Origin of the sequence: uncultured Cohaesibacter sp., from assembly GCF_963556055.3 — a bacterium.
Taxonomy (GTDB): domain Bacteria; phylum Pseudomonadota; class Alphaproteobacteria; order Rhizobiales; family Cohaesibacteraceae; genus Cohaesibacter.
The window spans coordinates 717630-740613 of the sequence record NZ_CAUVYE020000013.1 but is presented as its reverse complement, the minus strand read 5'-3'; the positions used below and the strand labels follow the sequence as shown (position 1 = coordinate 740613).

21 protein-coding genes are annotated in these 22984 nt (G+C 50.3%); 13 read left to right on the top strand and 8 right to left on the bottom strand.

What is annotated here, in order from left to right:
* Nucleotides 1–41: 41 nt before the first annotated feature.
* The 3 genes from ACHZB8_RS12040 to ACHZB8_RS12030 all read right to left on the bottom strand — a co-directional run bounded on the left by ACHZB8_RS12040 (nucleotide 42) and on the right by ACHZB8_RS12030 (nucleotide 2786).
* Entirely contained in the window at nucleotides 42–839 is a 798-nt protein-coding gene (locus ACHZB8_RS12040) for a tyrosine-type recombinase/integrase (RefSeq protein WP_316860618.1), read from the bottom strand.
* A gap of 891 nt (nucleotides 840–1730) precedes the next feature.
* A complete protein-coding gene (locus ACHZB8_RS12035; RefSeq protein WP_316860617.1) occupies nucleotides 1731–2135 on the bottom strand; it encodes a hypothetical protein in 405 nt (134 codons plus the stop codon).
* Nucleotides 2136–2219: 84 nt separating this feature from the next.
* Complete coding sequence (locus ACHZB8_RS12030; RefSeq protein ID WP_316860616.1) at nucleotides 2220–2786, bottom strand: hypothetical protein; 567 nt, start codon at nucleotides 2784–2786, stop codon at nucleotides 2220–2222.
* 1079 nt (nucleotides 2787–3865) lie between these two features.
* On the opposite strand from ACHZB8_RS12030, the gene ACHZB8_RS12025 reads away from it, so the two are divergent.
* A complete protein-coding gene (locus ACHZB8_RS12025; RefSeq protein ID WP_316860615.1) occupies nucleotides 3866–5176 on the top strand; it encodes a hypothetical protein in 1311 nt (436 codons plus the stop codon).
* Nucleotides 5177–5341: 165 nt separating this feature from the next.
* Here ACHZB8_RS12025 and ACHZB8_RS12020 read toward each other — a convergent pair whose 3' ends face one another.
* Nucleotides 5342–5569 carry a hypothetical protein gene (locus tag ACHZB8_RS12020; RefSeq protein WP_316860614.1) on the bottom strand — a complete coding sequence of 76 codons (228 nt, stop codon included), beginning with the start codon at nucleotides 5567–5569 and terminating at the stop codon, nucleotides 5342–5344.
* Nucleotides 5569–6234, bottom strand: a complete 666-nt coding sequence (locus ACHZB8_RS12015) for a ParA family protein (protein ID WP_316860613.1) — start codon at nucleotides 6232–6234, stop codon at nucleotides 5569–5571. Before ACHZB8_RS12015 ends, ACHZB8_RS12020 begins: the two co-directional genes overlap by 1 nt.
* A 588-nt stretch (nucleotides 6235–6822) precedes the next feature.
* Between ACHZB8_RS12015 and ACHZB8_RS12010 the strand changes: the two genes are divergently transcribed.
* The 6 genes from ACHZB8_RS12010 to ACHZB8_RS11985 all read left to right on the top strand — a co-directional run bounded on the left by ACHZB8_RS12010 (nucleotide 6823) and on the right by ACHZB8_RS11985 (nucleotide 10424).
* Nucleotides 6823–7644 (top strand): transglutaminase family protein, encoded by an 822-nt coding sequence (locus tag ACHZB8_RS12010; RefSeq protein ID WP_316860612.1) that lies wholly within the window; start codon nucleotides 6823–6825, stop codon nucleotides 7642–7644.
* Between the two features lie 301 nt (nucleotides 7645–7945).
* Nucleotides 7946–8155, top strand: coding sequence for a cold-shock protein (locus tag ACHZB8_RS12005; RefSeq protein WP_316860611.1), 210 nt, complete (start codon nucleotides 7946–7948; stop codon nucleotides 8153–8155).
* Nucleotides 8156–8207: 52 nt separating this feature from the next.
* Entirely contained in the window at nucleotides 8208–8417 is a 210-nt protein-coding gene (locus tag ACHZB8_RS12000; protein ID WP_316860610.1) for a transcriptional regulator, read from the top strand.
* A gap of 270 nt (nucleotides 8418–8687) precedes the next feature.
* A complete protein-coding gene (locus ACHZB8_RS11995; protein WP_316860609.1) occupies nucleotides 8688–8897 on the top strand; it encodes a cold-shock protein in 210 nt (69 codons plus the stop codon).
* A gap of 208 nt (nucleotides 8898–9105) precedes the next feature.
* Entirely contained in the window at nucleotides 9106–9462 is a 357-nt protein-coding gene (locus ACHZB8_RS11990) for a hypothetical protein (RefSeq protein WP_316860608.1), read from the top strand.
* Nucleotides 9459–10424 carry a hypothetical protein gene (locus tag ACHZB8_RS11985; RefSeq protein ID WP_316860607.1) on the top strand — a complete coding sequence of 322 codons (966 nt, stop codon included), beginning with the start codon at nucleotides 9459–9461 and terminating at the stop codon, nucleotides 10422–10424. Before ACHZB8_RS11990 ends, ACHZB8_RS11985 begins: the two co-directional genes overlap by 4 nt.
* A gap of 353 nt (nucleotides 10425–10777) precedes the next feature.
* Here ACHZB8_RS11985 and ACHZB8_RS11980 read toward each other — a convergent pair whose 3' ends face one another.
* Complete coding sequence (locus tag ACHZB8_RS11980; RefSeq protein ID WP_316860605.1) at nucleotides 10778–11221, bottom strand: hypothetical protein; 444 nt, start codon at nucleotides 11219–11221, stop codon at nucleotides 10778–10780.
* Between the two features lie 919 nt (nucleotides 11222–12140).
* Between ACHZB8_RS11980 and ACHZB8_RS11975 the strand changes: the two genes are divergently transcribed.
* From ACHZB8_RS11975 to ACHZB8_RS11960, 4 genes are all read left to right on the top strand, one after another.
* Nucleotides 12141–13103 carry a TRAP transporter substrate-binding protein gene (locus ACHZB8_RS11975; RefSeq protein WP_316860604.1) on the top strand — a complete coding sequence of 321 codons (963 nt, stop codon included), beginning with the start codon at nucleotides 12141–12143 and terminating at the stop codon, nucleotides 13101–13103.
* A gap of 98 nt (nucleotides 13104–13201) precedes the next feature.
* The gene (locus ACHZB8_RS11970; RefSeq protein WP_316860602.1) at nucleotides 13202–13723 is read left to right on the top strand and encodes a TRAP transporter small permease; all 522 of its coding nucleotides are present in this window, start codon (nucleotides 13202–13204) and stop codon (nucleotides 13721–13723) included.
* 6 nt (nucleotides 13724–13729) lie between these two features.
* Nucleotides 13730–15037 carry a TRAP transporter large permease gene (locus ACHZB8_RS11965; RefSeq protein WP_316860601.1) on the top strand — a complete coding sequence of 436 codons (1308 nt, stop codon included), beginning with the start codon at nucleotides 13730–13732 and terminating at the stop codon, nucleotides 15035–15037.
* A gap of 394 nt (nucleotides 15038–15431) precedes the next feature.
* Nucleotides 15432–16457, top strand: coding sequence for a LacI family DNA-binding transcriptional regulator (locus ACHZB8_RS11960; RefSeq protein WP_316860600.1), 1026 nt, complete (start codon nucleotides 15432–15434; stop codon nucleotides 16455–16457).
* A gap of 37 nt (nucleotides 16458–16494) precedes the next feature.
* Here the strand turns inward: ACHZB8_RS11960 and ACHZB8_RS11955 are convergent, their stop codons facing one another.
* Entirely contained in the window at nucleotides 16495–18582 is a 2088-nt protein-coding gene (locus tag ACHZB8_RS11955; protein WP_316860599.1) for an FAD-binding protein, read from the bottom strand.
* A gap of 739 nt (nucleotides 18583–19321) precedes the next feature.
* A complete protein-coding gene (locus ACHZB8_RS11950) occupies nucleotides 19322–20221 on the bottom strand; it encodes a LysR substrate-binding domain-containing protein (protein ID WP_316860598.1) in 900 nt (299 codons plus the stop codon).
* A gap of 134 nt (nucleotides 20222–20355) precedes the next feature.
* On the opposite strand from ACHZB8_RS11950, the gene ACHZB8_RS11945 reads away from it, so the two are divergent.
* Complete coding sequence (locus tag ACHZB8_RS11945; RefSeq protein WP_316860597.1) at nucleotides 20356–21921, top strand: ABC transporter substrate-binding protein; 1566 nt, start codon at nucleotides 20356–20358, stop codon at nucleotides 21919–21921.
* A gap of 85 nt (nucleotides 21922–22006) precedes the next feature.
* Entirely contained in the window at nucleotides 22007–22984 is a 978-nt protein-coding gene (locus ACHZB8_RS11940) for a nucleoside hydrolase (protein ID WP_316860596.1), read from the top strand.

The window sequence follows — 22984 nt, the reverse complement described above, 5'->3', positions numbered from 1 at the left end:
TTGCGAGGGCTTTTGTCCAACCGGGGTACCTAGGTTGGACATCATTTCAACTTTGCCATTGCATTGTCGGCCATCAGCTTCCTGTTTGCTTTCTTTACATATTTCCGTGCTTCTCCCGGGTTCGAATGGCCCAGGAAAGTCATGATTTCAAACTCGGTGCCGCCGGCTTCCGCCAGCTTCGTTGCACCAGCTTTGCGTAATCCATGCGCACTTCCCGGTACGCCGGCTTCCTTGCATTGTTTCCCAAACCAATTGCCGAATGATTCAGTTGTATAGCTTTCATCAGCAGATTTTGTTTGAGTGATGAAGGTTTTCTGATGGCTTGGAATGTTGATTAGAAACTCTTCGAGTTTGGCATGAAGTGGAAGGTCAACCAATCCACCTGTTTTGCCCCGACTATAGCAGATCCTGTTTTCGTAAATGCTGTGCCAGCCCATCCGGTTGACATCCTGTCGGGCTGCTCCGGTGTAAAGAATAAGATGCAAGACGATTGCCGGCAAAGAGCCCTCTCCATGATGAGCAAGGAATTGAGAGATCTCTGCGTCGGTCCATGTATGGTAGCCATCTTCATTCGTCTTAAAGGGTTTAACGCCCTGGGTGGGATCCGTCATTGCATAGCCAAAATCATTGATGGCATAGCGGCATAGGCGCCCGATGAGCTTTTTGAGTTTGTTGGCAGCCGCAGGAGTGTCACGCTTCGCCTCCATCAGTGCCTCAACGTGCTTTTTCTTGAGGCCAGTAATGCTGCGGTGCCCGTGATCTTTCCGAAAGCGCTCCATCTCCAGACTGAGATTTCGACGATAAACATCCCCAATATCGCGGAAGGTTTTTGTCCGCATATATTGTGTGATGAGCCAGTCAAAGGTGCCTGGTTTCGCCTTGGTCTTTGCTATCTCGAATGGTTTGTCTAGTTTTGCTGCTTGATAAGAAGCCTCGAACTCCTTCGAACCATATGTTCCTTGGATATAGCAGGAGTTGCATCCCTTGAGTCTGAAGCGCCATCGGGTCTTGCCGTGGCGGTCCGTGACTCTGGTGACGCCGGGATAAGAGATTACGTTTCATTTTTCCAATATGTTGTCCCAATCGTCTACGTCTCTCAGTCCCGGTTGATCAGGGTCCTTGATCTTCAGGGTGATTTCACCGAAAACGGTGATAGAGATTGCCGCTATGGCGACACCGTGCTGATTGCGCGCCGCGGATGGCCCGCTTTATGTCTGCCTGCTTGAATGTCGCTGCGGTTTTTTATGACGGCTCCTGTCTGCTTTCTCGGCGAATTCCATCGCTATGCCGCCCGGTTGAATGCCAACCGACGGCTCTTTGCGTTTGCGTGACTAAAAGGGAAGTAGAAACGCTGAGAGCCTCCCAAACCAGAAGTCGTCAATTTCGTGAGAAAAACGCTCTCAAGACCGCGATCTGTGCCGAAATGCTCTTTGATCACCTCGGTTTCCTGATATAATCGAGGTATTCAGAAATCCTGTCAGTCCCGATGAGCAGTATTTAGGCCGCTGTGATTGCTGGCCAACAGGCACAATATGTGCGGTTTTGCATAGGGCAAAAATTTCACAAACCCAAATGAAATTGACAATAAAGTTATCTAACTGATTTCATGAGGGTTTATTCGCGGTTTCTGCCGTATTTGTTGAAACTATCAGCTTTCCCGCCAACGCTGTCTCATTGGCCTCGCCATCGCATACATGGATGGCGAGGTTGTTCGGTGCGTTTTACTTGATTTACATCTCTCTGAACGATTGTGCCCGTCGCTTCTCAGCGTGAATGATGTCCAGAAATCGGTTCGCGAAATACTGAGCTTCTAGCAGATCGGCGCGGGCACTGGCGTAGGCCGGAGCCAAAGGATCGGCCTCGTCGAGGATAGGTAGTGCTTCAAGCAAATCGTCGACGAGCTCGTCAAATTGCGGATCAAGGATACCGCGATTGCTGACAGCATCGATCAGGGCATGTAATGGCCTGATGTCATCGAGAATATCGCCGACTGCAATATCGGGCAAAGAGGATAACGCCTGTCTCGCCGCGCAGATTGCATCGGCTCCAATATCGAGGATGCGGCTGGCATCGGTCGAGCGCTGATCGACGAGAAGCGAAATATTGTGGCGATAGGTTTCTGGAATAAGGGGCATGTATCTTCCTTTCATAGAAATTGGGTTGGTGGATTGTCCGGCCGACACCGTGGCTGGTCGGACAAATCTCAAACCATTCTGTGACTACTTCTGGGGATCGGGTGTCGGGATGGCAATCGGCGCAGGGATGATCATTCCGGACATTTTGCGGCCAGATGTCTTGGCAAGAAGGGCTTGTAGTTTGAGCAGATCGGCTCGTCCTTCTGCGCGCTCAACGTTGATGGCATGGATAAGAGCTCTATGGTGTTCCAACTGAACGAGCTCATCGCCAATCAACCGGCCAAGGACTGGAGTCCCATCCTTGTTGGGAGCAAAGCCTTCATGGTTGACAGAGACAATCACAAGCCCCCGCAAATTGTAGACTGTCGGCTGCGAGAGACCTGCAGCACCAAAGGCGGCAGAACGCTCGACGCGGATTTGGGCTCCGTGGTTGAAAGTCGTCCCGATGGCATGCCCCCGTGCGAGGGTCAGATATCGGGTGCCGATATAGATTGCCTCGTCAACGATGAGCCAAGGTAATGCCTTTTGGGGTGGTTGTAGAGGATTGTAGAGATGTTCTGAAGGCATCTCAAAGGCAACGATGTCGCCACAGCTGACAGTGTCTTTCCATTTGCTGGCGTGCGTCGTGGATAAATTTTTGGCGGTGGTCATAATATCTCCGACCTAGGTTGAAGGGATTTTGACACCTGCCTTTTCTGTTTTCTCTTTCTGGCGAACCGGATCGGGCGCGGCGTCACCAGACCCGCTGCGCACAAGCCGGTTGCCGTCTGTCAAAGCTTTCTGACCTCATGCTGATTGGTGGGATCAGCAATGGATCAGGGAGCTTGCAGTTTAAGGGAAAGAGCCTCGAGAAAACCGCCACAAAGAGGTTGTCTCGAGTCCGGCTGAAGGCTGCCTAGGGGTTCCAAGGTGGGCATGGCAATCGCTCCCTTGGCCGGAGTTGGTCTGGCAGAGAGGATCGTCTACCAGTCGCCAGACAGGCCCGTCGGAGACGAGTGGGAGATCCAAGAGGATGGGCGCGATAGCCCCCTCTGGTCCGGCTGATGGCCCCTGAAGAGTTTGAGAAGGCGGAGCGCTTTTCATGCGGCGATATCATCGGCGCCGGGTGCAGGGGTTTCCCATGCCGCACTCTGCGTAAGAGCCCTCGGAGAGCCGACACGTTTTGATCCGCGAAAGCGGAGAAATCAAAACGTATAGTCGGACCCTATTACTCTTGAACCACCCTTAATATGTCTCTGAAAATGAGAGGTTTCTGGGGTCGTTTGCTTTTATTTCCGGACCAATGAAATGCGCCCTATTTGCTCCACAGGTCATCACAACAGACATGTGGAGCGAGGAAATTGCAAGGTTATCAATACGGTCGCGTCGAGTCATATAGCCGCAAAGGCGGCCAACAAAAAAAGCGTGCCAATGGAGACAGAGCCTGGACTGTCGAAGAGGTTATCGCCGAGGCAGAGCGCAAGCCTGGATCATGTAGTCATGTGGAAGAGCCAGATCCAGACCCATTGATTATACCGGGCTCTTGTAAAAATTTTGATGAGCTACGCCAAGCTCACAATGATGCCTGCAAAGTCAAACAGCAGGTGCCATATACAATTCCAAAGACTGGGAAAAAATCCGTACGCACCAAAGCCCTGCGAGTCGACAAACACACGCTATATTCATCTGTGATTTCGCTTCCAATCCTGAGTGCGGATGCATGGGCAATGCCCGACCTGATGAACGAGTGTATGGACTTGTTTCAACAGGTCGTCCGTTTCGAAACGGACCGCCTCGAAGAGGCAGGTGGTCAATTTGCGATGGCAGTTGTGCACCGGGACGAAGCGCATATGCATATCCATGTTTATGGCGTTGATCCTGTGCGTGGAGAGGTCACCTGGCTTCATCCAGGAAAAGCTGCCGTTGATAATATCCGTCGAGGCGCTGGCTGGAAGAAAGACAATATGGCCGAACAGGGTCGAGCCTATCGTCATGCCATGCAACAGTGGCAAGATGATATCTATACTTCAGTGTTCAGGAACGCCGGCCTGATGCGATATGGCCCCAAGCGATTTCGCCTGCCACGAGCTGAATATCTTCAGCAAATGGCTGCTCATGAGCAGCTTGCGGTGACGAGAAGAGATCTGCCGGAGGCTAGAAAAACAATCGACGAAGCACATAGCCTGCAGGAAAGCATCGAGGCAAATCGGCGGGACTTGGAAAGGAAAAAGCGGGAATTTGAAGAGTATGTGACTTCCAAGAAATGCGAGATCCAGATTGCCGAAGACGCGCTATATTTCGAACAGCGGCAAAAACAGGCGGAGGGCGATCAGATCATTGCCAAGGCAGAAGAAGCAAAACGGGAGGCAGATGCAATTCGGACCAAGGCGTTACGCCAAAAAGAACTGAATGAGCAGTATATCGCGAGACACGACGATGCTCTTGAAGCAGGCCTGGCTGCTGTCGATGATGGAGTGATTTCCTATCAACCGTCGAGTGGAGCGGTCAAGCAAGACACGCTGATCTTTGGCCCGTCTGCTCCCAAGGATGATGAGAAGAGAGCGATTTTAAAAGCCAAATGGCAACCTGCTCTTAAAGTGATCAAAAAGTATGCCCGGCGAATCTGGAGCTCAGAGGCCGCTCAGTGTGAACGCCAATTCAAGGCGGATCCGTCACTGGTCGATGTGCAGGTGAACTATAACCCTCATGCAGAGCCTCAGTCTGACGATATTCTGAAAATGGACGTCAAGGTCAGTCTTGATAAGATCAAGGGTCTTTCAAAGCCAATGAAGCGGATTCTCGGCGGCATCGCGAATGTCATTGCTACGCAGGTTGGCAACGAAGCGCTCAAGTTGGTGCGGTCAAAGATGCTGGATGAATTTTACGCCCTTAAGGCCTATCGTGACCAGCACCGACAGCAATATGGCACCGCTGATCCAAAAGCAGAAGCCAAAATGTCATTTCAGGAACAGGGCCTGGAAAACATGATGGCCAAGGCGCCAGATCCGCGCAATGCTGAGAGACGGGCAAGACTGGACCGGAAAACCGTGCGAAGAGATTAACTGCCCGATCCCGTCTTCATAGTGGATCTCGCTTGTTGTCGTGACGGTTTAGCGACGACAAGCAGTTCAGTCTTCAAAGAGCAATGATCGGGTCCGTGTGTTTCCAGAAACATGGATTCCCATGAACCTAGGTAAATCGGTTGCTGAATCACGCAGGTTCTTTACCTACGAGTGATGCGCCTTCCAGAAGGCAAACATGTCCTCAAATTGCTGACACATGGTGATGTCATGCTCTGCGCAGTATGCCTTATATTCCCGCCGCAATTCCGGGTAGGCCATGATCGGGATCTGTATCTTTTTATCACTGGCCACCCTTTGGGTGTTGGTGGTCGCTGCTGTCGATTTTGGTGGCGGTGGGGACCCTTTGGTTCCGGGCTTTGCCAGTTTGGCCATTATTGCTGCTCCTGAGATTGGTAGGTTTCGTAGAGTTGCTGCATGAGTGATTGATAGAAATGCTTGGCTTTCTGATTCAGGCTGCCATATGGCGTCTCGGTCACAGCTTGCCCCATGTCACTTGCGCGGCGGTAAGCAGTCCGGTCAGGGAGGTGCCCGGACGCGGTGCGAAATTCGGTTTCGGCAAGATACCGGCGTGCTTCAAGTTCCTCAACGATACTGTCACCCACCCGACAAAGACCCATCACGATCGTATTCGCTTTTACGCCTTTGGCGTGGAGCTCTCTCGCCAGATTGACCGTCGGCTCCAAATCGTCGAGAGATAAGCCGGTGGGGATGATAACAACGTCTGAAAATCTTGCAATCTTGAGGGTATCTTGTGAAGCGTGCGGCGCGGCGTCGAATACCATCACATCATAGCCATCAGCGGCGGCAAGTGCATGGTCGACAAATTTGAACCGTTCGACAAGAACATGTGGGGTAATAGCGTTTCGGTCTCTGCGTTCTGCCCAGTGGAAACTGGTGCTTTGAAGAACATCCATATCCGCGATGACAACATTCCAGGTGCCTTCGTCGAGGCGCGAGAATTCTGTTGCGATCAAACGGGCGATGGTGCTTTTGCCGACACCTCCTTTTTGGGCCAGCACAGCGATCTTATAGGCCATATTCAATCTCCATTTACTCAATATGTAGAGTAAGTAGTGCGATTGTTACGTGAGCCAAAAAAAATTGTTCGAAGCAAGACAATCGACGAACAGAGGTTCGTAAGGCATAAGTACCTATGTTGTTGATTACTTATGAACCTATGTTTTGGATGGCACTGTTATGCGATGATTGAAGAGATGCGTCTGTTACCTGAGCAAGACACGACCTTTTTTCCACACCGGAAAGACCTTTTCCCAACAAGGTATGATGACTTTTGTGATTTCGAGGAAAGGGGCCGTGACCGCATGAAAGTGGAAGTCTCAGAACAACGAGCCCGAATTTTGGCGGTGATGTCGACTTTCAAACCTTTGCCGCACACAACGGTCATGTTCCATTGTACCGCGATTGCCGTAAATGGGCGGATTGCGGTCATTTGCTGCAGGTGCGAGATCCGTGGTACCGCAGGCGAAAGCGGACGATTATGAGCCTTCCCGAGATGAAAGCGTGCAGCCATCGGCTGTCTATGATAAGATCAGCTCAACCAGTCGGCTGATCTGGTTGCGATTTCTTTCAGCCCCCCGTTGATTTCAAGCTGAAGGAACGCAGATATGCGAATGCACTTTGGGTGCCGATTTTCTTTTTCCCTTCCTGCCCCCACTCCTATGATCCTGTTGCTCAATGTGCACTATTCAAGAGCCAGCGATCTCGAACGCCCAGATCTTCTCGTTGTTGATCCTGCTATTCCGATCGAGGCATTCAGGGACCCGTTCGGCAACTGGGGCAACCGGATCTTGGCACCTGCGGGCACGGTTACGGTTTCCACTGACGGTGTCATCAGGGATTCTGGCACTCCGGATCCCATCAATGAAGACGCTCTTCAGATGCCGGTCGAGCAGTTGCCAAGCGAGGTGTTGACCTATCTTCTGCCTAGCCGATATTGCGAATCCGACCTGCTATCCGATTTTGCATGGCAGACCTTTAGTCACACTCCTTTGGGATGGAAGCGAGTTCAGGCCGTTTGCGATCATGTTCATAAGCAAATTCTCTTCGGCTACGAGCATTCGAGGCCGACCCGGACTGCTCTGGAAACGCATCAAGAGCGAGTTGGCGTATGTCGCGACTTTACCCACTTGGCAATAGCCTTTTGCCGCTGCCTTAATATTCCCGCACGTTACTGCACGGGCTACATTAGCGATGTGGGGCAGGGAGTGGTGGATGCGCCAATGGACTTTGCCGCCTGGATGGAGGTTTTTCTCGGAGGACGTTGGTGGGTATTCGATCCGCGCAACAACGACCTCCGCTTTGGCCGCGTTCTTATTGCGCGCGGTCGTGATGCGGCAGATGTGCCCATGGCTCACAGTTTCGGACAGCACGAACTGACGGAGTTCTCGGTCTGGATAGATGAAGTGTCTGGCTGTAGTTCCTTGTGATGCGGACGTAAAATTGGCGTCTATCCATGCCCTTAAAAATATTATTCTTCATGGCAATAGAATAAAAGATGTATTGTCGCAGTTTATAAAATTGTTTCGCTTGGGACTGGCAGAAATTTAATAATCTTGCAAAATTAATATTTATCTCTATATATAGTGCATCCGCAAAGGCGGCGCAAAAAACTTTCTGCCTTCCAATTAAAATTTTCAGATTATGAAATCCTGCTCTCCGAGGCCTATTTGGTTTTGGATGTTTCTCAGAGTGGGTCTGAGTCTGGACATGTTCGAAGAGGCATCAATCATGACAATTGGTACAGTGAAATACTACAACGCAACGACAGGCTTCGGCGCTATTACACCGAACAACGGCACCAAAGATGCTCTCGTTCATATCTCAGACATCGAGCGGGCAGGTATGACCAGCCTGATCGAAGGTTTGCAGCTTTCCTATGACCTGCAAAGAAACACTTGCGGCAAACGGCAGGCTGTCAATCTCCAACTCGTTGACTAAAAATTTCGGAGGCTGCGCATGGGCGCAATCTTTTCAAAAAGAGGAAAATTTAATGACCAGTATTGCCAGATCCAAGGCAGAATCACGGCTCGCTGCTATTCAGAAGTCTCAAAAGGAGGCTATGAACGAGCAAGAAGAGCGGACACTAAAAACCCGCGAGAATATCTCAAGGCTTAGGGCGCTGCGGCTCGCCAAAGAAAGCGAAGATCGGGACCTGAATGTGACAAAAAAACCTGTACGAAGACGGCAGAAGGCTCGCTAAAGGGCTCCCGTCTCACAGAATTGTTCTGGCTTGCTTTTAATTATTATTTCAATAATTTTTATCGTCATGATGTAAAATTATTGAAATTACTATATATTAAAATAATATTTTCCAAATTTTAAAAATAAAGCTATCTATTTCCGAATGGATAGTATATGTAATGAATGCAATTTAATTTCGTAATTCTGTTCCTTTAGGCCCAGCATTCGACGTTGAGGCTGCCAATTCGCCGCATATCGCGGGCGATATATTTAAAAGGGACACAGTAATATGATTACTGGTACAGTTAAATTTTTCAATTCCACCAAAGGTTTCGGTTTCATTGCTCCTGATGACGGCGGCAAAGATGCTTTCGTTCACATCTCAGCAGTCGAGCGCTCTGATATTTTCTCCCTTACCGAAGGCCAGAAGATCTCCTACGAGTTGGAATCCGGCCGGGATGGAAAAAGCTCCGCAGTCAATCTGCAAGCAGCTGACTGATAAGCTACCGAGCCGGCATGTATCATGTCGGCTTTATGTTTTTGATGGAACAAAATAGGAACAAATTCATTAGAGCAGGAACCGAAGGTAATTCTAAATATAACCTTGTCTTTCAGACGCTCTAATCATCTTCATTTCTGATAAATTACATCTGTATTTAGTTCGAGCGATGAGGCTCTATAAAACTACAACCGATTGGAAGTTAATCATGACAATCACCGAATGGATTAAACCAGCACTCTTGGGTGCGGGCACTGGCGCTGTTGTTCTGGCTGTTGTCGGCTTCAACTGGGGAGGCTGGATGATGACTGATACAGCGAACGAGTTGTCAGACAAGGCAGCTAGAACAGCCGTTGTTGCTGCTCTCTTGCCTTACTGTATTCAAAACTCGAAAGATGATCCATTGTCTCAAAATGTTATCACTGAGCTTAAAGCCGCTAGCAGTTACCAACGGCAATCAATCGTTGAAAAGTCGGGATGGGCGACCCCTGCAGGAACGGAAAAACCGAACGGTTTTCTTGCCCAAGCGTGTCAGATGGAATTGCTTAAAGATCCGCAACAATGATGGAGCTTTTCAGATTTGAGAAATTTTCATCTCATGGTCGATATCGGCCAATCCTCTTTGAAACAAAAAAGAAAACGGTAAAGTCAGCAAGAGAGAAAAAAAATGCAGCAATTTTTCTTGCTGTTCTTTTCTTACCAGGATTTTTACTCGCCAATTCAACCATCGCTTTAGCCAATAGCAGTTTCCCTGCTAATTCTCAAGAAAAGCAATATGGTGATGGTTGGGAATGCAAAAAGGGCTATCGAAAAGAAGACAGCCAATGTTCTCTAATTGACGTACCCAAGAATGCGTATTTAACGAATGAAACATATGGTTCAGGCTGGGAATGTTCTCACGGATTTAGAGAAGTGGACAATTCTTGCATCGCGATTGCTGTGCCGGAGAATGCTCATCTGGGTTCCTATGGTGATGATTGGGAATGCAATCGTGGATATCGTAAATCTTCAGTGTCCTGTCTTCTCATCAACGTTCCTCCAAATGGATACTTATCTGAATATGTAGGAGAAAGTGGATGGGAATGTGAATATGGATATTTCGCGAATGGATCTGAATGCACCAAGCTTCTCGCACCGGCTAATGGCTACCTAACGGGAGCAACCTATGGTGATGGCTGGGATTGTGATCGAGGGTTTCGAAAAAGCGATAGGCAGTGTATTGCCATTGAAGTGCCCGCAAACGGCTATCTCGTGGATGCAGCTTATGGGCGTGGATGGGAATGTAAGCGCGGCTACTACAGTACAGACAACGACTGTATTAAGATAGAAGTTCCAGACAATGCATATTTGTCTGGAACTTCACAAAAACGCGGTTGGTTTTGCGAACGTGGATATAAGGCTTCAGAGTCGAAATGCATAGCCATCGTTATTCCGAAGAATGCACACCTAGATCGTAATGGAAATGATTGGGCCTGTAATCGTCCATTTAGGCGGGTAAGTGAAGAATGCATATCCGAACCTAGGTGACAAAGGCTAATTTACGCCAGCGCAAAAAGGTCCTAACTCGCACCAAAAATGTCGCTCGATTTTGAACTTAAAAATTGAGCGACATCATCGTTTGTCGGCCTCACATGCTTGAAGATGCAGCTAACGGCGCCTCTTCGCCCGGATTTACTGGTTGGCTTGTCGATGAGGTTTGAAACACGGCGCTACTGCAAAAGGTCCAGAAAGACCGCTCACCCGTCGTCTGATCGCAAAGAATGCTGCGCTTCATGCGAATGACAGCAATGGGGAAGTGGGTTTGCCGCGTAGATCCGATCACGAACGGCAGCATTGGGCCGAGATTGCTAAACACGCTCCTGTATTTAGAGCGTAGAGCCTCATTGTCTTTCGAATAAGTAAAACACCATGTCATCGTGGGTGACTGAGATATTGTCCCGAAAATTCAGAGAATTGACGTTACTGTTGAAGGTGAAATAGTACTCCACGACCAACATACTGCAGGTTTCGTTGACCATAGATGTGCAATCTACGACTGGAAACGCATCGCCATCTTCATCTGGTTCTTCAAAAAACGCGTCCTCTGAGAGATATGTGCCGGTAACTGTTTCGAATGCCACTAGAAGATCTTGTAAATCTTGACACCTTTGATCAGTGATTTCTGTGCCGAAATCATATAGGCCTATTATCTTTGCGTTATCTCGACGGGCCGATGCGATGAAGCTTGCCACCTGTTCGGCGGATATTTCCTTACAAGAGATCATTCCTTCGGAAAAGTTTCTAACACTGATTGTCGAGCGCATGTTTATGCAAAGGTTCTTCATGGGATATCTCCATTGTATTTTGCAGCCAATTTTGTTGAAATGCTTGAAGACGGGCTGTGTGTTGCCTTCCGTCAGAGGTCAACACGCAGGTCGGTTCACATCGCGGCCCTAATTGATTTCGAATGGAAAGATTGTCTTCCAGTCAACGGTATTAGGCCTGTATGAGGCTGATAATAATCGTCGCAAAGGGGTTGGACATTTGCTGAAATTGCTCAATAATTTCAACGAGCCAGTTCTGGAGGTTGGACACTATTAAGTCATTGAAATGTTGAGATTGTTGCACTCCCGTAGGGCGTACCACTTTCGACTAAAAGCCCTTGCAGCTCAGGCAGTTGCGAGGGCTTTTGTCTTGTTGGTCTTTGCTGATATTTCTTTCCAAACAAGATCCTGAAGGTGCCTGCCGGTTTTCGATTCCTCACATTTTCCCCATTGTTGTTGGCGTATCACTCAACTGGCAAATGATCAGTGTGTCATTGTCTTTTGCCGTGCCTCGTTCGTTGAGGCGGGCAGGCAAGGCTATCGAACTTTGTCTTTTATATTCCTGATGTTGGCACTCATTTACCTGTTGCAGGACAGTGGCGTTTCTCTTGATGCGGCAGATCTCAGGTGAAGACCAGCAATGCTCCGGTAAGCATCGATTTCCCCCAAAAGGGCATCAGTTAGGTATTTTCCACATCTTCGATTCTTTTGATTAATCGTTTAATCATGAGGGTGCGCAGTGAGTTTTACGGATTGAATGAGCTGGTTTTGAAAAGGGGAGGCTCCACTTTTTCGAGCAAGTTGTTCAGCCAGGCGGACTGACACTCGCGCACGGAAAAGCAATTCTACGCTTGATGCCTGATCACGATGCCCCCGAATATGAGAACGCGCTTTTTCTCCGGGATACATGAAACAGGCATGGCGATAATGGGAGAGAAAAATGAACAAGTTGATTCTGGCTTTTGTGGCCTCTAGCCTTTTGGCTCTCACATCAGCCCAGGCCCGCAATCTGACTCTTGGACACGCAATGTCGACGGACAACGCCCAGCATCAAGGGATGCAGATTTTTGCAGACCTCGTCAAAGAAAAGTCGAATGGAGATCTTACCATTCAGATCTTTCCAAACGCCCAGCTCGGTTCAGAGCGGGATCAGGCCGAACAGGTCATTAATGGCGCATTGGATATGGCCAAGATCAATGGGTCGTTGGCCGAGTCTTTTGAACCGACCCTGAAAGTGATGGGGTTGCCGTTCCTTTTCCGCGACTCTGACCACCAGCGTGCCTTCATGCATAGTGATGTTGCTTGGGACTTGATGCAGGAAAGCAAGGGCAAGGGATTCATCGGTCTTTCTCTTTTGGATGCCGGTGCGCGCAGCTTTTATGGTCAAAAGCCATTTTTCACCCCTGAAGACCTGAAAGGTTTGAAAATCCGGGTACCAGAATCCCAGACTTCCATGCGCATGGTATCGCTCTTGGGGGGTAACGCAACGCCCATGCCCTGGACCGAGATCTACACCGGTCTACAGCAGGGGATCATGGATGCCGCAGAGAATAGTATCTCCAGCCTTGTCGAAGCCCGGCACGCCGAAGTGGCCAAACACTTCTCCAAGGATGAACACACTATGACACCAGATATCATTTTGATTTCCGAAGCGACCTGGAATTCTCTCAGTGAAGCAGAGCAGGGCATCCTGCGCGATGCCTCTCTGGAAGCCCTCGACAAGGAAATTGAGCTATGGGCATCCAATGAAGCCGCAAATGTCGAGAAAGCCAAGGAAATTGGTGTTCAGTTCTACGATGTCGACAAAGCGGCTTTCCGCGAAGCCGTCAAACCGATGATCGATGACGCTCTGAAAGAACCAAAGCTTGGCGAGTATGTTCGCCGCATTCAGGACCTTCACTGATCCTCGCCTCAACCGGCACCAGTGACAAAGCACACGCCCCTATCGATGTGTGGTCATTGGTGCCGAACGTCACACATAAGTAGGAAACAAGGTGGCAAATGCTTTCGTTCCTAAAGAAGTTCAGAGCATGCCTTGATCAGTTGCTACTGAGTTTTTGTGGTGTCATCATCATACTCCTCGTAGCTGCTGTATCTTGGCAGGTGTTCAGCCGATACATTCTCAACAATCCGAGCACATTCACCGATGAGATCTCGCGTTTCATGATGATTTGGTTGGGGCTGTTGGGGGCTTCATTCCTGTTTGGCAAAAATGGTCATCTGGCGATTACACTGCTTGCGGACAGCCTATCACCGAAGATGTATGTCGCCTTGCAAATTGTAATCGGCATTCTTGTCATTGCCTTCGCCTATCTTGCGATGATCAATGGCGGGATAGCGCTCATGGGGCGCACCATGTTCCAGATTTCGCCAGCTCTGCGCATTCCCATGGGCTATGTCTACGGTATTTTGCCGCTCTCAGCCCTGCTGATCTGCATCTATGTGGTGCTCAATATCATCGATCTGCTCTTTCCGCAGCATCCGGCGGAAGCCCTCAACAACAACTCTTCCGAGGAGAAATAAGCAGCCATGGATATCTCTGTCGGAGCTTGGCTCCTTTGCCTGTTTTCATTGATGATCGCGTTCAGTGTTCCTATTGCGGTTGCCATTGCATTGTCCTCGCTGCTGGTGATGTTCATGGTGCTGCCCGTGCAGGTGGCGAGTGTCACCGCAGGGCAGAAACTTGTAACGGGCGTTGATAGTTTCAGCTTGTTGGCAATTCCGTTTTTCGTTTTAGCCGGTAACATAATGAATTCCGGTGGCATAGCCGAAAGACTGGTCAATTTCGCCAAGCTCTTGGTCGGGCGCATGCCGGGCTCAATCGCTCATGTCAACATTCTGTCGAACATGCTGTTTGGTGCCGTTTCAGGCTCGGCGGTGGCGGCCGCGGCGGCTGTCGGCAAAACCGTTGCCCCGCAGTTCGAAAAAGATGGATATGACAAGTCATTTGCGACAGCGGTCAATGTCGCGTCCTGTCCAACCGGACTGTTGATCCCACCGAGCAACTCGCTCATCGTTTTCTCGGTTGTCAGTGGTGGCACCTCTGTTGCTGCCTTGTTTGTTGCGGGCTATGTTCCCGGCATTCTGATGGGGCTCAGTTGCATGATTGTTGCCTATTTCATTGCTCGCAAACGAGGCTATGGCAGTCAGGCCGACAGTTGTCCCAGCCTGAAGGTCGCTCTGCGTGTGGTCTGGCAGGCCATTCCAAGCCTCGGCCTTATCGTTGTGGTGATTGGCGGCATCATCGGAGGCGTTTTCACCGCCACGGAAGGGGCATGTATTGCCGTCCTCTATTCTTTCTGCCTCTCGCTCTGCTACCGATCGTTGTCCATGTCCGACATGTGGATCATCTGCAAGGAGACGGCGGAGATCACGGGTATCATGCTGTTTCTTGTGGGGGCGTCTTCAATCATGTCATGGGCCATGGCGTTCACAGGACTGCCCAGTATAATCAGTGACTGGATGCTGTCGGTCTCTGATAATCCGATCATTATTTTCATCATGATGAATATAATTCTGCTGATTATCGGAATGTTTATGGACCTAACGCCAGCGTTGCTGATTTTTACTCCGATTTTCATGCCAATCGCGCTTCAACTGGGCATGCATCCGATTCACTTTGCCATGATGATCGTTTTCAACTTGTGCATTGGAATAGCAACGCCGCCGGTCGGAACCGCTCTGTTCGTTGGATGTAGTGTCAGCGGCGCCAGAATTGAGCGGGTCATTCGGGCCATCCTGCCATTTTGCGCGGTGCTGATCGGCACGTTGATGCTGATCACCTACGTGCCATGGCTGAGCCTTTTCCTGCCCAGAATGTTTGGGTTGATCAACTGACTTTTGCCATCGCGCTCGTTCCTCGTTATCGAGCGCGATGGGTTGTTTACAGACCTGGTCATGTGTCTGTCTGAAGCGTCACAAAGGGGTGAAGGCCGCGAGTGGCGCTTGATCTGTTTGCGGTGGTGAGACATGTATGCATTTTGAGGAACTGGCGTACCAAAATCATGGTTGAAAGGAAAAGGCTCGATGGCTCCCAATGGCCATGATAAGCCGTAAAAGGCGGAATAGCAGTCAAGGCTTGCAACTTTGTTCAAAAGAATCTACTTGCCTAACGGGTAAAATTTTGAGAGCACATCACTATATCGATGGGCTCCTTGACTATTTGTCGGAGACTGGGTGTGCGGGTCCATCTTGATCCGGTAGAATTGACTTTTGGATACGCGGGAAGAGCATGGCAAAGCATCGCCAGAAAGTAACGGTCTCGGATATTGCAAAGCGGGCGGGCGTTTCCACCGCCACGGTTTCCAATTCCATGAACGGTACCGGGCGCGTATCCGAAACGACCCGTGTCAAAGTGAAACAGGCAATGGACGAGCTGGGTTTTGTGCGCGACTATACCGCTGCCAAGCTGCGTACGGGACGGTCGCGTTTGGTGGGTGTCCTCGTTCAGGATATTGCCAACCCCTTCTATGGCGAGTTCTCGGCCAGCTTCGAAGCGGCGCTGTCTCAAGAGGGATATCTGCCGATAATTGCCAATATTGGTGAAAACAAGGAACGCCAGTCGGCCATGATCGCTGAAGTCATTGCCCACGGGGTGGCCGGGATTATTGTTTCACCAAGTTCCAACACGGAAGTTGACGATCTGGAACGGGCCTTTGCCCATGAAATTCCAGTTGTCACGTTTGTTCGTGAAATAGAGAATTCCGATTTCGATTTCGTTGGCATTGATGACTATCGCTGTGGCGAGCTTGCGGCAAAACAGTTTCTCAAGGATTCGCATTCGCAATTCGCCGTTATCGGTGGTCTGGAGAGTTCATCGACCGGTCGACTTCGCGCAAAGGGGTTTGTTGACACCCTTCACAAGGCTGGCATTCCTGATCATTGCATCGTCGTCAAACAGGGGCCGCAGAGTCGTGGTTTTGGTCGCGAGAGCGCGGTCGATCTGGTTGATGCCCATACGACATTCACGGCAGTATTCTGTCACAATGACATTGTCGCCATGGGGGCCACCGCGGGCTTTTTGTCGCGGGGGCGAGTGATCGGTGAAGATCTCTCGCTGATCGGCTGTGACAATTTGCCAGAAGCATGCATCTGGAATCCGCCGCTAACGAGTGTCGAGACCTTTTCACGATTTGTCGGAAAAATCGCGGCGGACATCATCATCTCGCGGATCAACGGAGACAAAAGCAAGCGCCGCACCGTTCGACTGAAGCCGGAACTGATTGAGCGACAATCCACGTTTCCCGTAACCGGCTAGCTCTTGTCCGGTGCCAAGGCGTTGCCGCCGGTTCAGATTACCCGTCGTCATCCTTTGTCCCGAATATTTCCTCTCTGAGAAATGCCCCCCATCCTTTTTCGAAATAAACAGGATTGATGTCGCGTCGGCGGATTGGGCGCTCATGACAGGAAAGCGTTAGTCCATCATAGGTCACGATAATCTTCCTGCTCTTGTCCCGTTCCTGTTCCTCACGATAAGCAAATGCGGTGAGGTCTCCCGAGCCGATCTTGGGGATGCGTGTCGATGACGCGTCTAGGATCACGCGAGCACCGCGGCTGCCTCCGTCATTTTCAATATAGTGATCGAGCGCGGCGAGTACTGCCGTCGAGGTGAGGGCCAACTGCTTCCATATGAAATAGTCAGCGGCCCGATTGTCGCTTTTAAGCTGAAGACCTGCTGATCGAACGGTATCAAGAAGCTTCTGTGCTTCGCCATAAGCGGCTTTCACATCCTCGCCGTGCACCACAAAACCGGCACTGTCACTCATGCGGGTCTGGATGGCTTGTTTTACCTCGGCGATAGATTGGGCACCGGCTTTTGCCCGTTCGAGTTCCCGGAAGAGTTCTTTGATGCTAGAAAGATCGATAGGGTCGGCGCGCACACGACGCTTGTGGGCTACATGTTTGGCGATCCGAATTCCGAACACCTGACCCGCGTTCAGTGCTGATCCGCCCGGTCGTGTGACCCCGTGAGTGCTTGCCGCCTCTCCAACCGCATAAACCCCATCAAGATTTGTGGCCCCCCAGCGATCAATTTCGATCCCACCATTCATGTGCTGGTTGTTGATGGCCATCTGGAGGGGCTCTTTGGTCAAATCAATTCCGTTCATGCGGTATAGTTCGATTGACAGAGGATTCATTTTTGCCAAACGGTTGATCGGCAAATCTGCCAATGCGTCGTTATTCTCCAGATAAGTCCGGACATCGTCATCCAGATCGTCAAGGCTGAATGGTGCGCCACCTTCTGCCGGTAATGGATTGCGCAGGAAGTCAAGAAAGACTTTCCGGCCTTTCCGTATTTCCAAATGCACGGCAATGTCTACCAGTGATGAGCCGAAATCCATCATTCGGCTGGCGTGAAACGGCCATTGATAGCCTTTTCGGAAAAGGTTGGAGACCATTTCCCGCGTACTTCGGTAGGTGTCAGAAAGAAAATTGTGCTCGTTGCCGTCTGCATCGCGGGAAAAGACATATGGCATGACCTGAACATAGGTTCCAGACAGGTTCCATGGAAAGGTCTCCCTTGGGGAGCCAATGCCAAACTGGCTTTCCGTGAGGTTGGAAAGCTCTATCCCTGCTTCCAGGGCCATTCCAAGAGAGCCGAAGCATTTCTTGGGATAGACACTGTCGCGGTACATTTCGCCAGGTCCGCCAGTTGCAATTACAAGCTCGTTGCATTCTATGACTGCCAGTCCATAGGGATTGTGTCTGAAATCCTTGGTGGTGACGATAAGGCCACTGATGCGTTTGTCTTCAACGGTCCCCGAAGTGAGTATCCTGACGCCTGTGGCACTCGTCAGGAAAGGGATGCTGAGGCGGATTGCCTCTTGCAGGAGCGCTTTCACCATCAGGCGAGATGTGCGCGGTCCACAGCTGGTCGCACGGCCATACTCGTCGTGATCTGTCTGGTAGCGCAAAATCGCGCCGAACTGGTCTTCGGGCAGATCCAGGCCCATATATTGCAACCCCGCCATGGCACTGATGGATCCGACTGCCTCCACGTAGGCAATGTCCTCGTCCATGCAGCCCCCAGCCGCCAGATCTCTTGCCAGATGTTCGAAATTGTCACCGTTTCGATTGGTGGAGGCAGTGTGGAGTGTTTGCTTGTCCGACCCGGAGCAGGCCGACGTGCCCATATACATGCCGCCAGTGATCACCATCACATCACGATTTCTGCGCTTCAATTCGCAGGCTGTGCGCAGGCCTGCGGCTCCAGATCCCAGTACCAGCGATTGACAACGGAAGACTGCCAACCTGTAACCATCAATATTTTCAACGCGATCTGCCTGCACGGTGTCATAGTCGCGCGGCATGGTAACATGTGTCAGCGCCTGTAGAACCCTCGGGGTAAGAGGGGAGGCTGATGCACATATCCGATCAGGCATGAGAGCTCCTAACATTCAATTCCAATAGTTCTTGCCACTAAGATTAATCGATTAATCACATAGCTTCAGATCAGTGTCAAATACGCAAGACTACGGTGGTTCAAGATTTGGAGCACAAGCCTAATAATCAATCGTATTGATATGTCTATTTAAAAGCAGTGGCGCATTCACAACCCAAAAGAGATGTGGGTCGACAAGAATTTTAGATATTTTGGATTGTCTTATTGATGTTAAAAAACAGATATATAGGGAGGAGTATTGGTGCAGAAGGAAAATGAAAAATTTTTTTGTAAATTTTGACGTTCTCGTGGATGAGTTGAGCTGGATATTATTTAACAATAGGCTGAAGAAGATTGAAATTGAGGGACTTTTCGATCATTCCGATCTCTATACCAGCTAATGGTGTGAAGTTTTTTCAAACTTGCCAAGAGGACTTTCTTGCTTGCTATAAACCGGGGTTTTGTTTCGTCAGTGGAGCAAGCTTAGGGCGCGGTAGCGATGGAATTCTGTAGTAAAGGGCCGCTTGAAAGTCATTCGATACGTTTCCTTCCGGCTAGCCAAAGGCTGTCAATGGCTTCTCGTGTTGAATTGTCTTTGAGACGTCAACACGTTTATTTTCGATCGACCTGAATGGTCGACAAAAGATGTATCGCAAATGGTGCCGATCCGCCGGGCGTTTGGTTCGATGCCGGATGGGGTCATTGCCTATGGTCAGACCAATCCGCTTGTTGATTTCTGCTCACGATCCGTTCAGCAAATTTTCGATCGCCTTTTTAAAACTGGCTTCGAATAGGGCGGAGGGACCGGTAGCCTTTGCTTTCTCTAGCCTGACCAACTGGTAAGAGACCGGCATTGAGGGCTCAAGTTTAAGAATCTTGACCTTGGCAGACGACGTTTTCGCTACGAGCGGGTCGGTTATTGTAACGCCCAGATTGGATGAAGCCAGCCGACACCCGTTCGCCAGTGATGCTTCAATTGAATTGCTCGTTTTGATATTGGCTGCTTGGATCGTCTTTTCCAAAGACAAGCGCAAGGGCGATGTTCTGCCGGGCAAGATGAGGCGTTCACTAGACAGGTCTTCCATCGAGACGCTGTCTTTGCGCGCCAAAGGATGTTCTGTCGCAACAACAGCAACAGCGTCGCCTCTGCCCAGCAATACGCTGAACAATCCCGTCGGAACATATTCGCTGCAAATCAGGCCCATGTCATAGTGCCGTAAACTGACAAGGTCCAAGACACGTTCCGTGCTTTCGGTGTCGAAAATCACGCTCAGCCGCGGGTGTGCAGCTAACACCTCGGGCAAAACAACAGAAGCGCACACCTTGTTGAGTGAACTTACCGTGCCTAGCCTTATGAAGCCTTCGGATTCCGCATTTATATCCTGAGCAACGCGCGAAATGTGATCAAGGCCAACGAATACACGTTCGACCTCGTGAAACAGCTTGGAGGCCTGCGCTCTTGGAACGAGCCTTCCACGGATCCGGTTGAAGAGGGAAAAACCGATTTCTGTTTCCAAATCGCGAATGAGTCTGCTGACCGCTGGCTGGGTGATATTCAGGCTTGCTGCCGCAGCGCTGATTGAGCCGGCAATCATGACGGCACGAAAAGCTTCGATCTGGCGTTGTTGAAGGTGATGCATGGTGTTTCAAGGTATAACATTTTGGCATAGAGTGGCAAGAAAATTTGAATTGTGTTCTAAAGTTTCTGTGCCTTACACTTACGGGCAGTTAGAGCCGATAGATGCTCTGAAACCAAATATTGGGAGGAAACCTTATGGTGATGAAACCATCCTTTGCGATGTCAATTGCGGCAGGTCTTCTTGCGACTTGCCTTGCCACGCCAGCAGCTTTGGCTGCGGATTTGAAAATTGGCATTGCCGGATCCCCAACCTCGATGGATCCTCAGTTCTATGTCATTGGTACCAATAGTGCCATGGCTCGCAATATCTTCGATGGGCTCGTCAACCAGGATGATCGTCAACAGCTGACGCCAGCTCTTGCAACGGAATGGAACGCTGTTGATCCGAAAACCTGGCGGTTTCATCTGCGTGAGGGCGTAAAATTTCACGATGGTTCTGATCTGGATGCACAGGATGTCGTTGCATCCATCGCTCGTGTAAAGCTTGCCTCTGAAAATAGTCCAAGTTCGTTCATGCCATATGTAAAAGGCATCACATCCGTCACGGCTATCGATCCGATGACAGTCGAATTCAAGACCGATGTTGCCATGCCGCTGTTGCCGAATAACCTGTCCCGTATTGCAATCTTGCCATCGGAAGAAGGTGAGACGGCAAGCTCTGTTCTGAATACCGGCAAGGGCGTGATCGGGACCGGTCCTTTCAAGTTTGTCAGCTGGATCCCCGATAGCACCATTGAGTTGACGCGTAACGACGCCTATTGGGGCACGAAACCCGACTGGGACAATGTAACCTTCAAGGTCTTTGCCGACTCGTCTGCTCGCGTGGCTTCGCTGCTGTCCGGTGATGTCGACATGATCGAACAGGTTCCTCCCGCGAATATCGGAACGTTGGAAAAAAACGGGAGCACGGATATTGTCACCAACAGCTCGAACCGTGTCATGTATTTGCACATGGACCAGGATCGTGATGTTTCTCCATTTGCCAAAGGCCCCAACGGAGAGAATCCTCTCAAGAATGTTCGGGTTCGCCATGGCCTTTCTTTGGCCATCAACCGGCAGGCAATTATCGATCGCATCATGGACAAGCAGGGCGTGCCTGCGGGCCAGCTGGTTCCTGATGGCTATACCGGATATGTCGAAAGCCTGAAGCCGGATCCATATGATCCCAAGAAAGCCAAAGAACTGTTTGCCGAAGCTGGCTATCCGAACGGCTTTGACCTGACATTCCATGCTTCAAACGACCGGTATCCAAACGATAGCCTTGTTGCTCAGGCAATTGGGCAGATGTTTACCCGCGCAGGCATTGATACCAAGATCGTCACCTTGCCGAAAAGCGTCTATTTCTCCCGCGCTTCCAAGCTGGAATTCAGCTTCATCATGGGTGGTGCAGCCGTTGAAACCGGCGAAGCCTCTGGTGTGCTTGGCCCGCTACTGGAAACCTATAGTGCCAATTCTGGACGCGGTAACCGAGGTCGCTACAGCTCAAAGGCTTTTGATGAGGCATTGCAGCGCGGTCGTAGCTTGCTCGACGCCAAAGAACGCGATCTTGCGCTTCAGGACGCAATGAAAATCGCCATGGATGACATGGGAGTGATCCCGGTCTTCTTCCTTGCACATACCTGGGGCCTTAAAGATGGCCTGACCTATGTCGGCAGAACCGATGGCTATACGCTAGCGGCCAATGTGCATCCGGCAAAATAAAGAACGACCCGCAGAAAGAACCTAAGAGCCAAAAGGCGAAGCGATGACTTGTGACACCGCTTCGCCTTAACAGAAAGAGTCTGCCATGACCGCAGAGGCGAAACCTTCCAAACCGAAATCCATCATCATTGATTGCGACCCCGGTGTCGATGATGCGCTGGCTATCCTTTTCGCTCTGGGATCTCCCGAGTTGGATGTCAAAGCGATAACGACTGTTTGTGGTAATGTTCCGCTTGAAGTTTGCACAAAGAACGCACTCAAGATATTGGAGCTGGCCAAACGGACCGATGTGCCTGTTCATCCGGGATGTGATGGACCGATGATCGGTGAAGCGATTTTCGGAAAGTTCCATGGCGCTGGTGGTTTGGGTAATCTGGTTTTGCCAGATCCGGTTGCCTTGCCTTCAGAACAACATGCCGTTGACAAGATGGCTGAATTGCTAAAAGTGGCCAAGGGCAACAATGAAAAGCTGACGGTCTGCACCCTGGGGCCAATGACCAATCTGGCCCTTCTGATCAAACTTCATCCCGACTTGTTGTCGGCAATCGACTGTCTTGTGTCTATGGGGGGAGCCTATCGGATCGCGGGAAACCGAACCCTGACGTCCGAGTTCAATATTCTTGCCGATCCCCATGCTGCGAACATCGTCTATTCGGCAGGTCTTGACTATGTCGCCTTGCCTCTTGATGCCACTCATCAGGCAATGACCTCGCCCGAAAGAATTGCGCACTTCGAGGGTGGGGCCACTGGTACACCTCTGGCAGCTACCCACCGTCTCTTGACGGGTTGGAACCGCAATGATCCCCGAAGATATGGTGGCGACGGTGGGCCGATGCACGATCCGCTCGTGACCCTTTATCTGGTTGCTCCGGAACTGTTCAAAACGGAAGCCGCGCATATATTCGTCGAATGCGATAGCAAGCTTTGCTACGGTCAAACCGTTGCAGACTGGTACGGTCAGTCAGGAGAAGAAGCAAACGCGAAAGTCGTGCAGAAAGTCGATGCGGATGGTGTCTTCTCACTTTTGAGCGAGCGGATCCGTTCGCTTTCACAGGCGGGGTGA

Bases quoted from the DNA above. Each gene is read 5' to 3' on its own strand.
- ACHZB8_RS12040 (WP_316860618.1), bottom strand. From the start codon at position 839: ATGCGGACAAAAACCTTCCGCGATATTGGGGATGTTTATCGTCGAAAT.
- ACHZB8_RS12035 (WP_316860617.1), bottom strand. From the start codon at position 2,135: ATGCCCCTTATTCCAGAAACCTATCGCCACAATATTTCGCTTCTCGTC.
- ACHZB8_RS12030 (WP_316860616.1), bottom strand. From the start codon at position 2,786: ATGACCACCGCCAAAAATTTATCCACGACGCACGCCAGCAAATGGAAA.
- ACHZB8_RS12025 (WP_316860615.1), top strand. From the start codon at position 3,866: ATGGACTTGTTTCAACAGGTCGTCCGTTTCGAAACGGACCGCCTCGAA.
- ACHZB8_RS12020 (WP_316860614.1), bottom strand. From the start codon at position 5,569: ATGGCCAAACTGGCAAAGCCCGGAACCAAAGGGTCCCCACCGCCACCA.
- ACHZB8_RS12015 (WP_316860613.1), bottom strand. From the start codon at position 6,234: ATGGCCTATAAGATCGCTGTGCTGGCCCAAAAAGGAGGTGTCGGCAAA.
- ACHZB8_RS12010 (WP_316860612.1), top strand. From the start codon at position 6,823: ATGCGAATGCACTTTGGGTGCCGATTTTCTTTTTCCCTTCCTGCCCCC.
- ACHZB8_RS12005 (WP_316860611.1), top strand. From the start codon at position 7,946: ATGACAATTGGTACAGTGAAATACTACAACGCAACGACAGGCTTCGGC.
- ACHZB8_RS12000 (WP_316860610.1), top strand. From the start codon at position 8,208: ATGACCAGTATTGCCAGATCCAAGGCAGAATCACGGCTCGCTGCTATT.
- ACHZB8_RS11995 (WP_316860609.1), top strand. From the start codon at position 8,688: ATGATTACTGGTACAGTTAAATTTTTCAATTCCACCAAAGGTTTCGGT.
- ACHZB8_RS11990 (WP_316860608.1), top strand. From the start codon at position 9,106: ATGACAATCACCGAATGGATTAAACCAGCACTCTTGGGTGCGGGCACT.
- ACHZB8_RS11985 (WP_316860607.1), top strand. From the start codon at position 9,459: ATGATGGAGCTTTTCAGATTTGAGAAATTTTCATCTCATGGTCGATAT.
- ACHZB8_RS11980 (WP_316860605.1), bottom strand. From the start codon at position 11,221: ATGAAGAACCTTTGCATAAACATGCGCTCGACAATCAGTGTTAGAAAC.
- ACHZB8_RS11975 (WP_316860604.1), top strand. From the start codon at position 12,141: ATGAACAAGTTGATTCTGGCTTTTGTGGCCTCTAGCCTTTTGGCTCTC.
- ACHZB8_RS11970 (WP_316860602.1), top strand. From the start codon at position 13,202: ATGCTTTCGTTCCTAAAGAAGTTCAGAGCATGCCTTGATCAGTTGCTA.
- ACHZB8_RS11965 (WP_316860601.1), top strand. From the start codon at position 13,730: ATGGATATCTCTGTCGGAGCTTGGCTCCTTTGCCTGTTTTCATTGATG.
- ACHZB8_RS11960 (WP_316860600.1), top strand. From the start codon at position 15,432: ATGGCAAAGCATCGCCAGAAAGTAACGGTCTCGGATATTGCAAAGCGG.
- ACHZB8_RS11955 (WP_316860599.1), bottom strand. From the start codon at position 18,582: ATGCCTGATCGGATATGTGCATCAGCCTCCCCTCTTACCCCGAGGGTT.
- ACHZB8_RS11950 (WP_316860598.1), bottom strand. From the start codon at position 20,221: ATGCATCACCTTCAACAACGCCAGATCGAAGCTTTTCGTGCCGTCATG.
- ACHZB8_RS11945 (WP_316860597.1), top strand. From the start codon at position 20,356: ATGGTGATGAAACCATCCTTTGCGATGTCAATTGCGGCAGGTCTTCTT.
- ACHZB8_RS11940 (WP_316860596.1), top strand. From the start codon at position 22,007: ATGACCGCAGAGGCGAAACCTTCCAAACCGAAATCCATCATCATTGAT.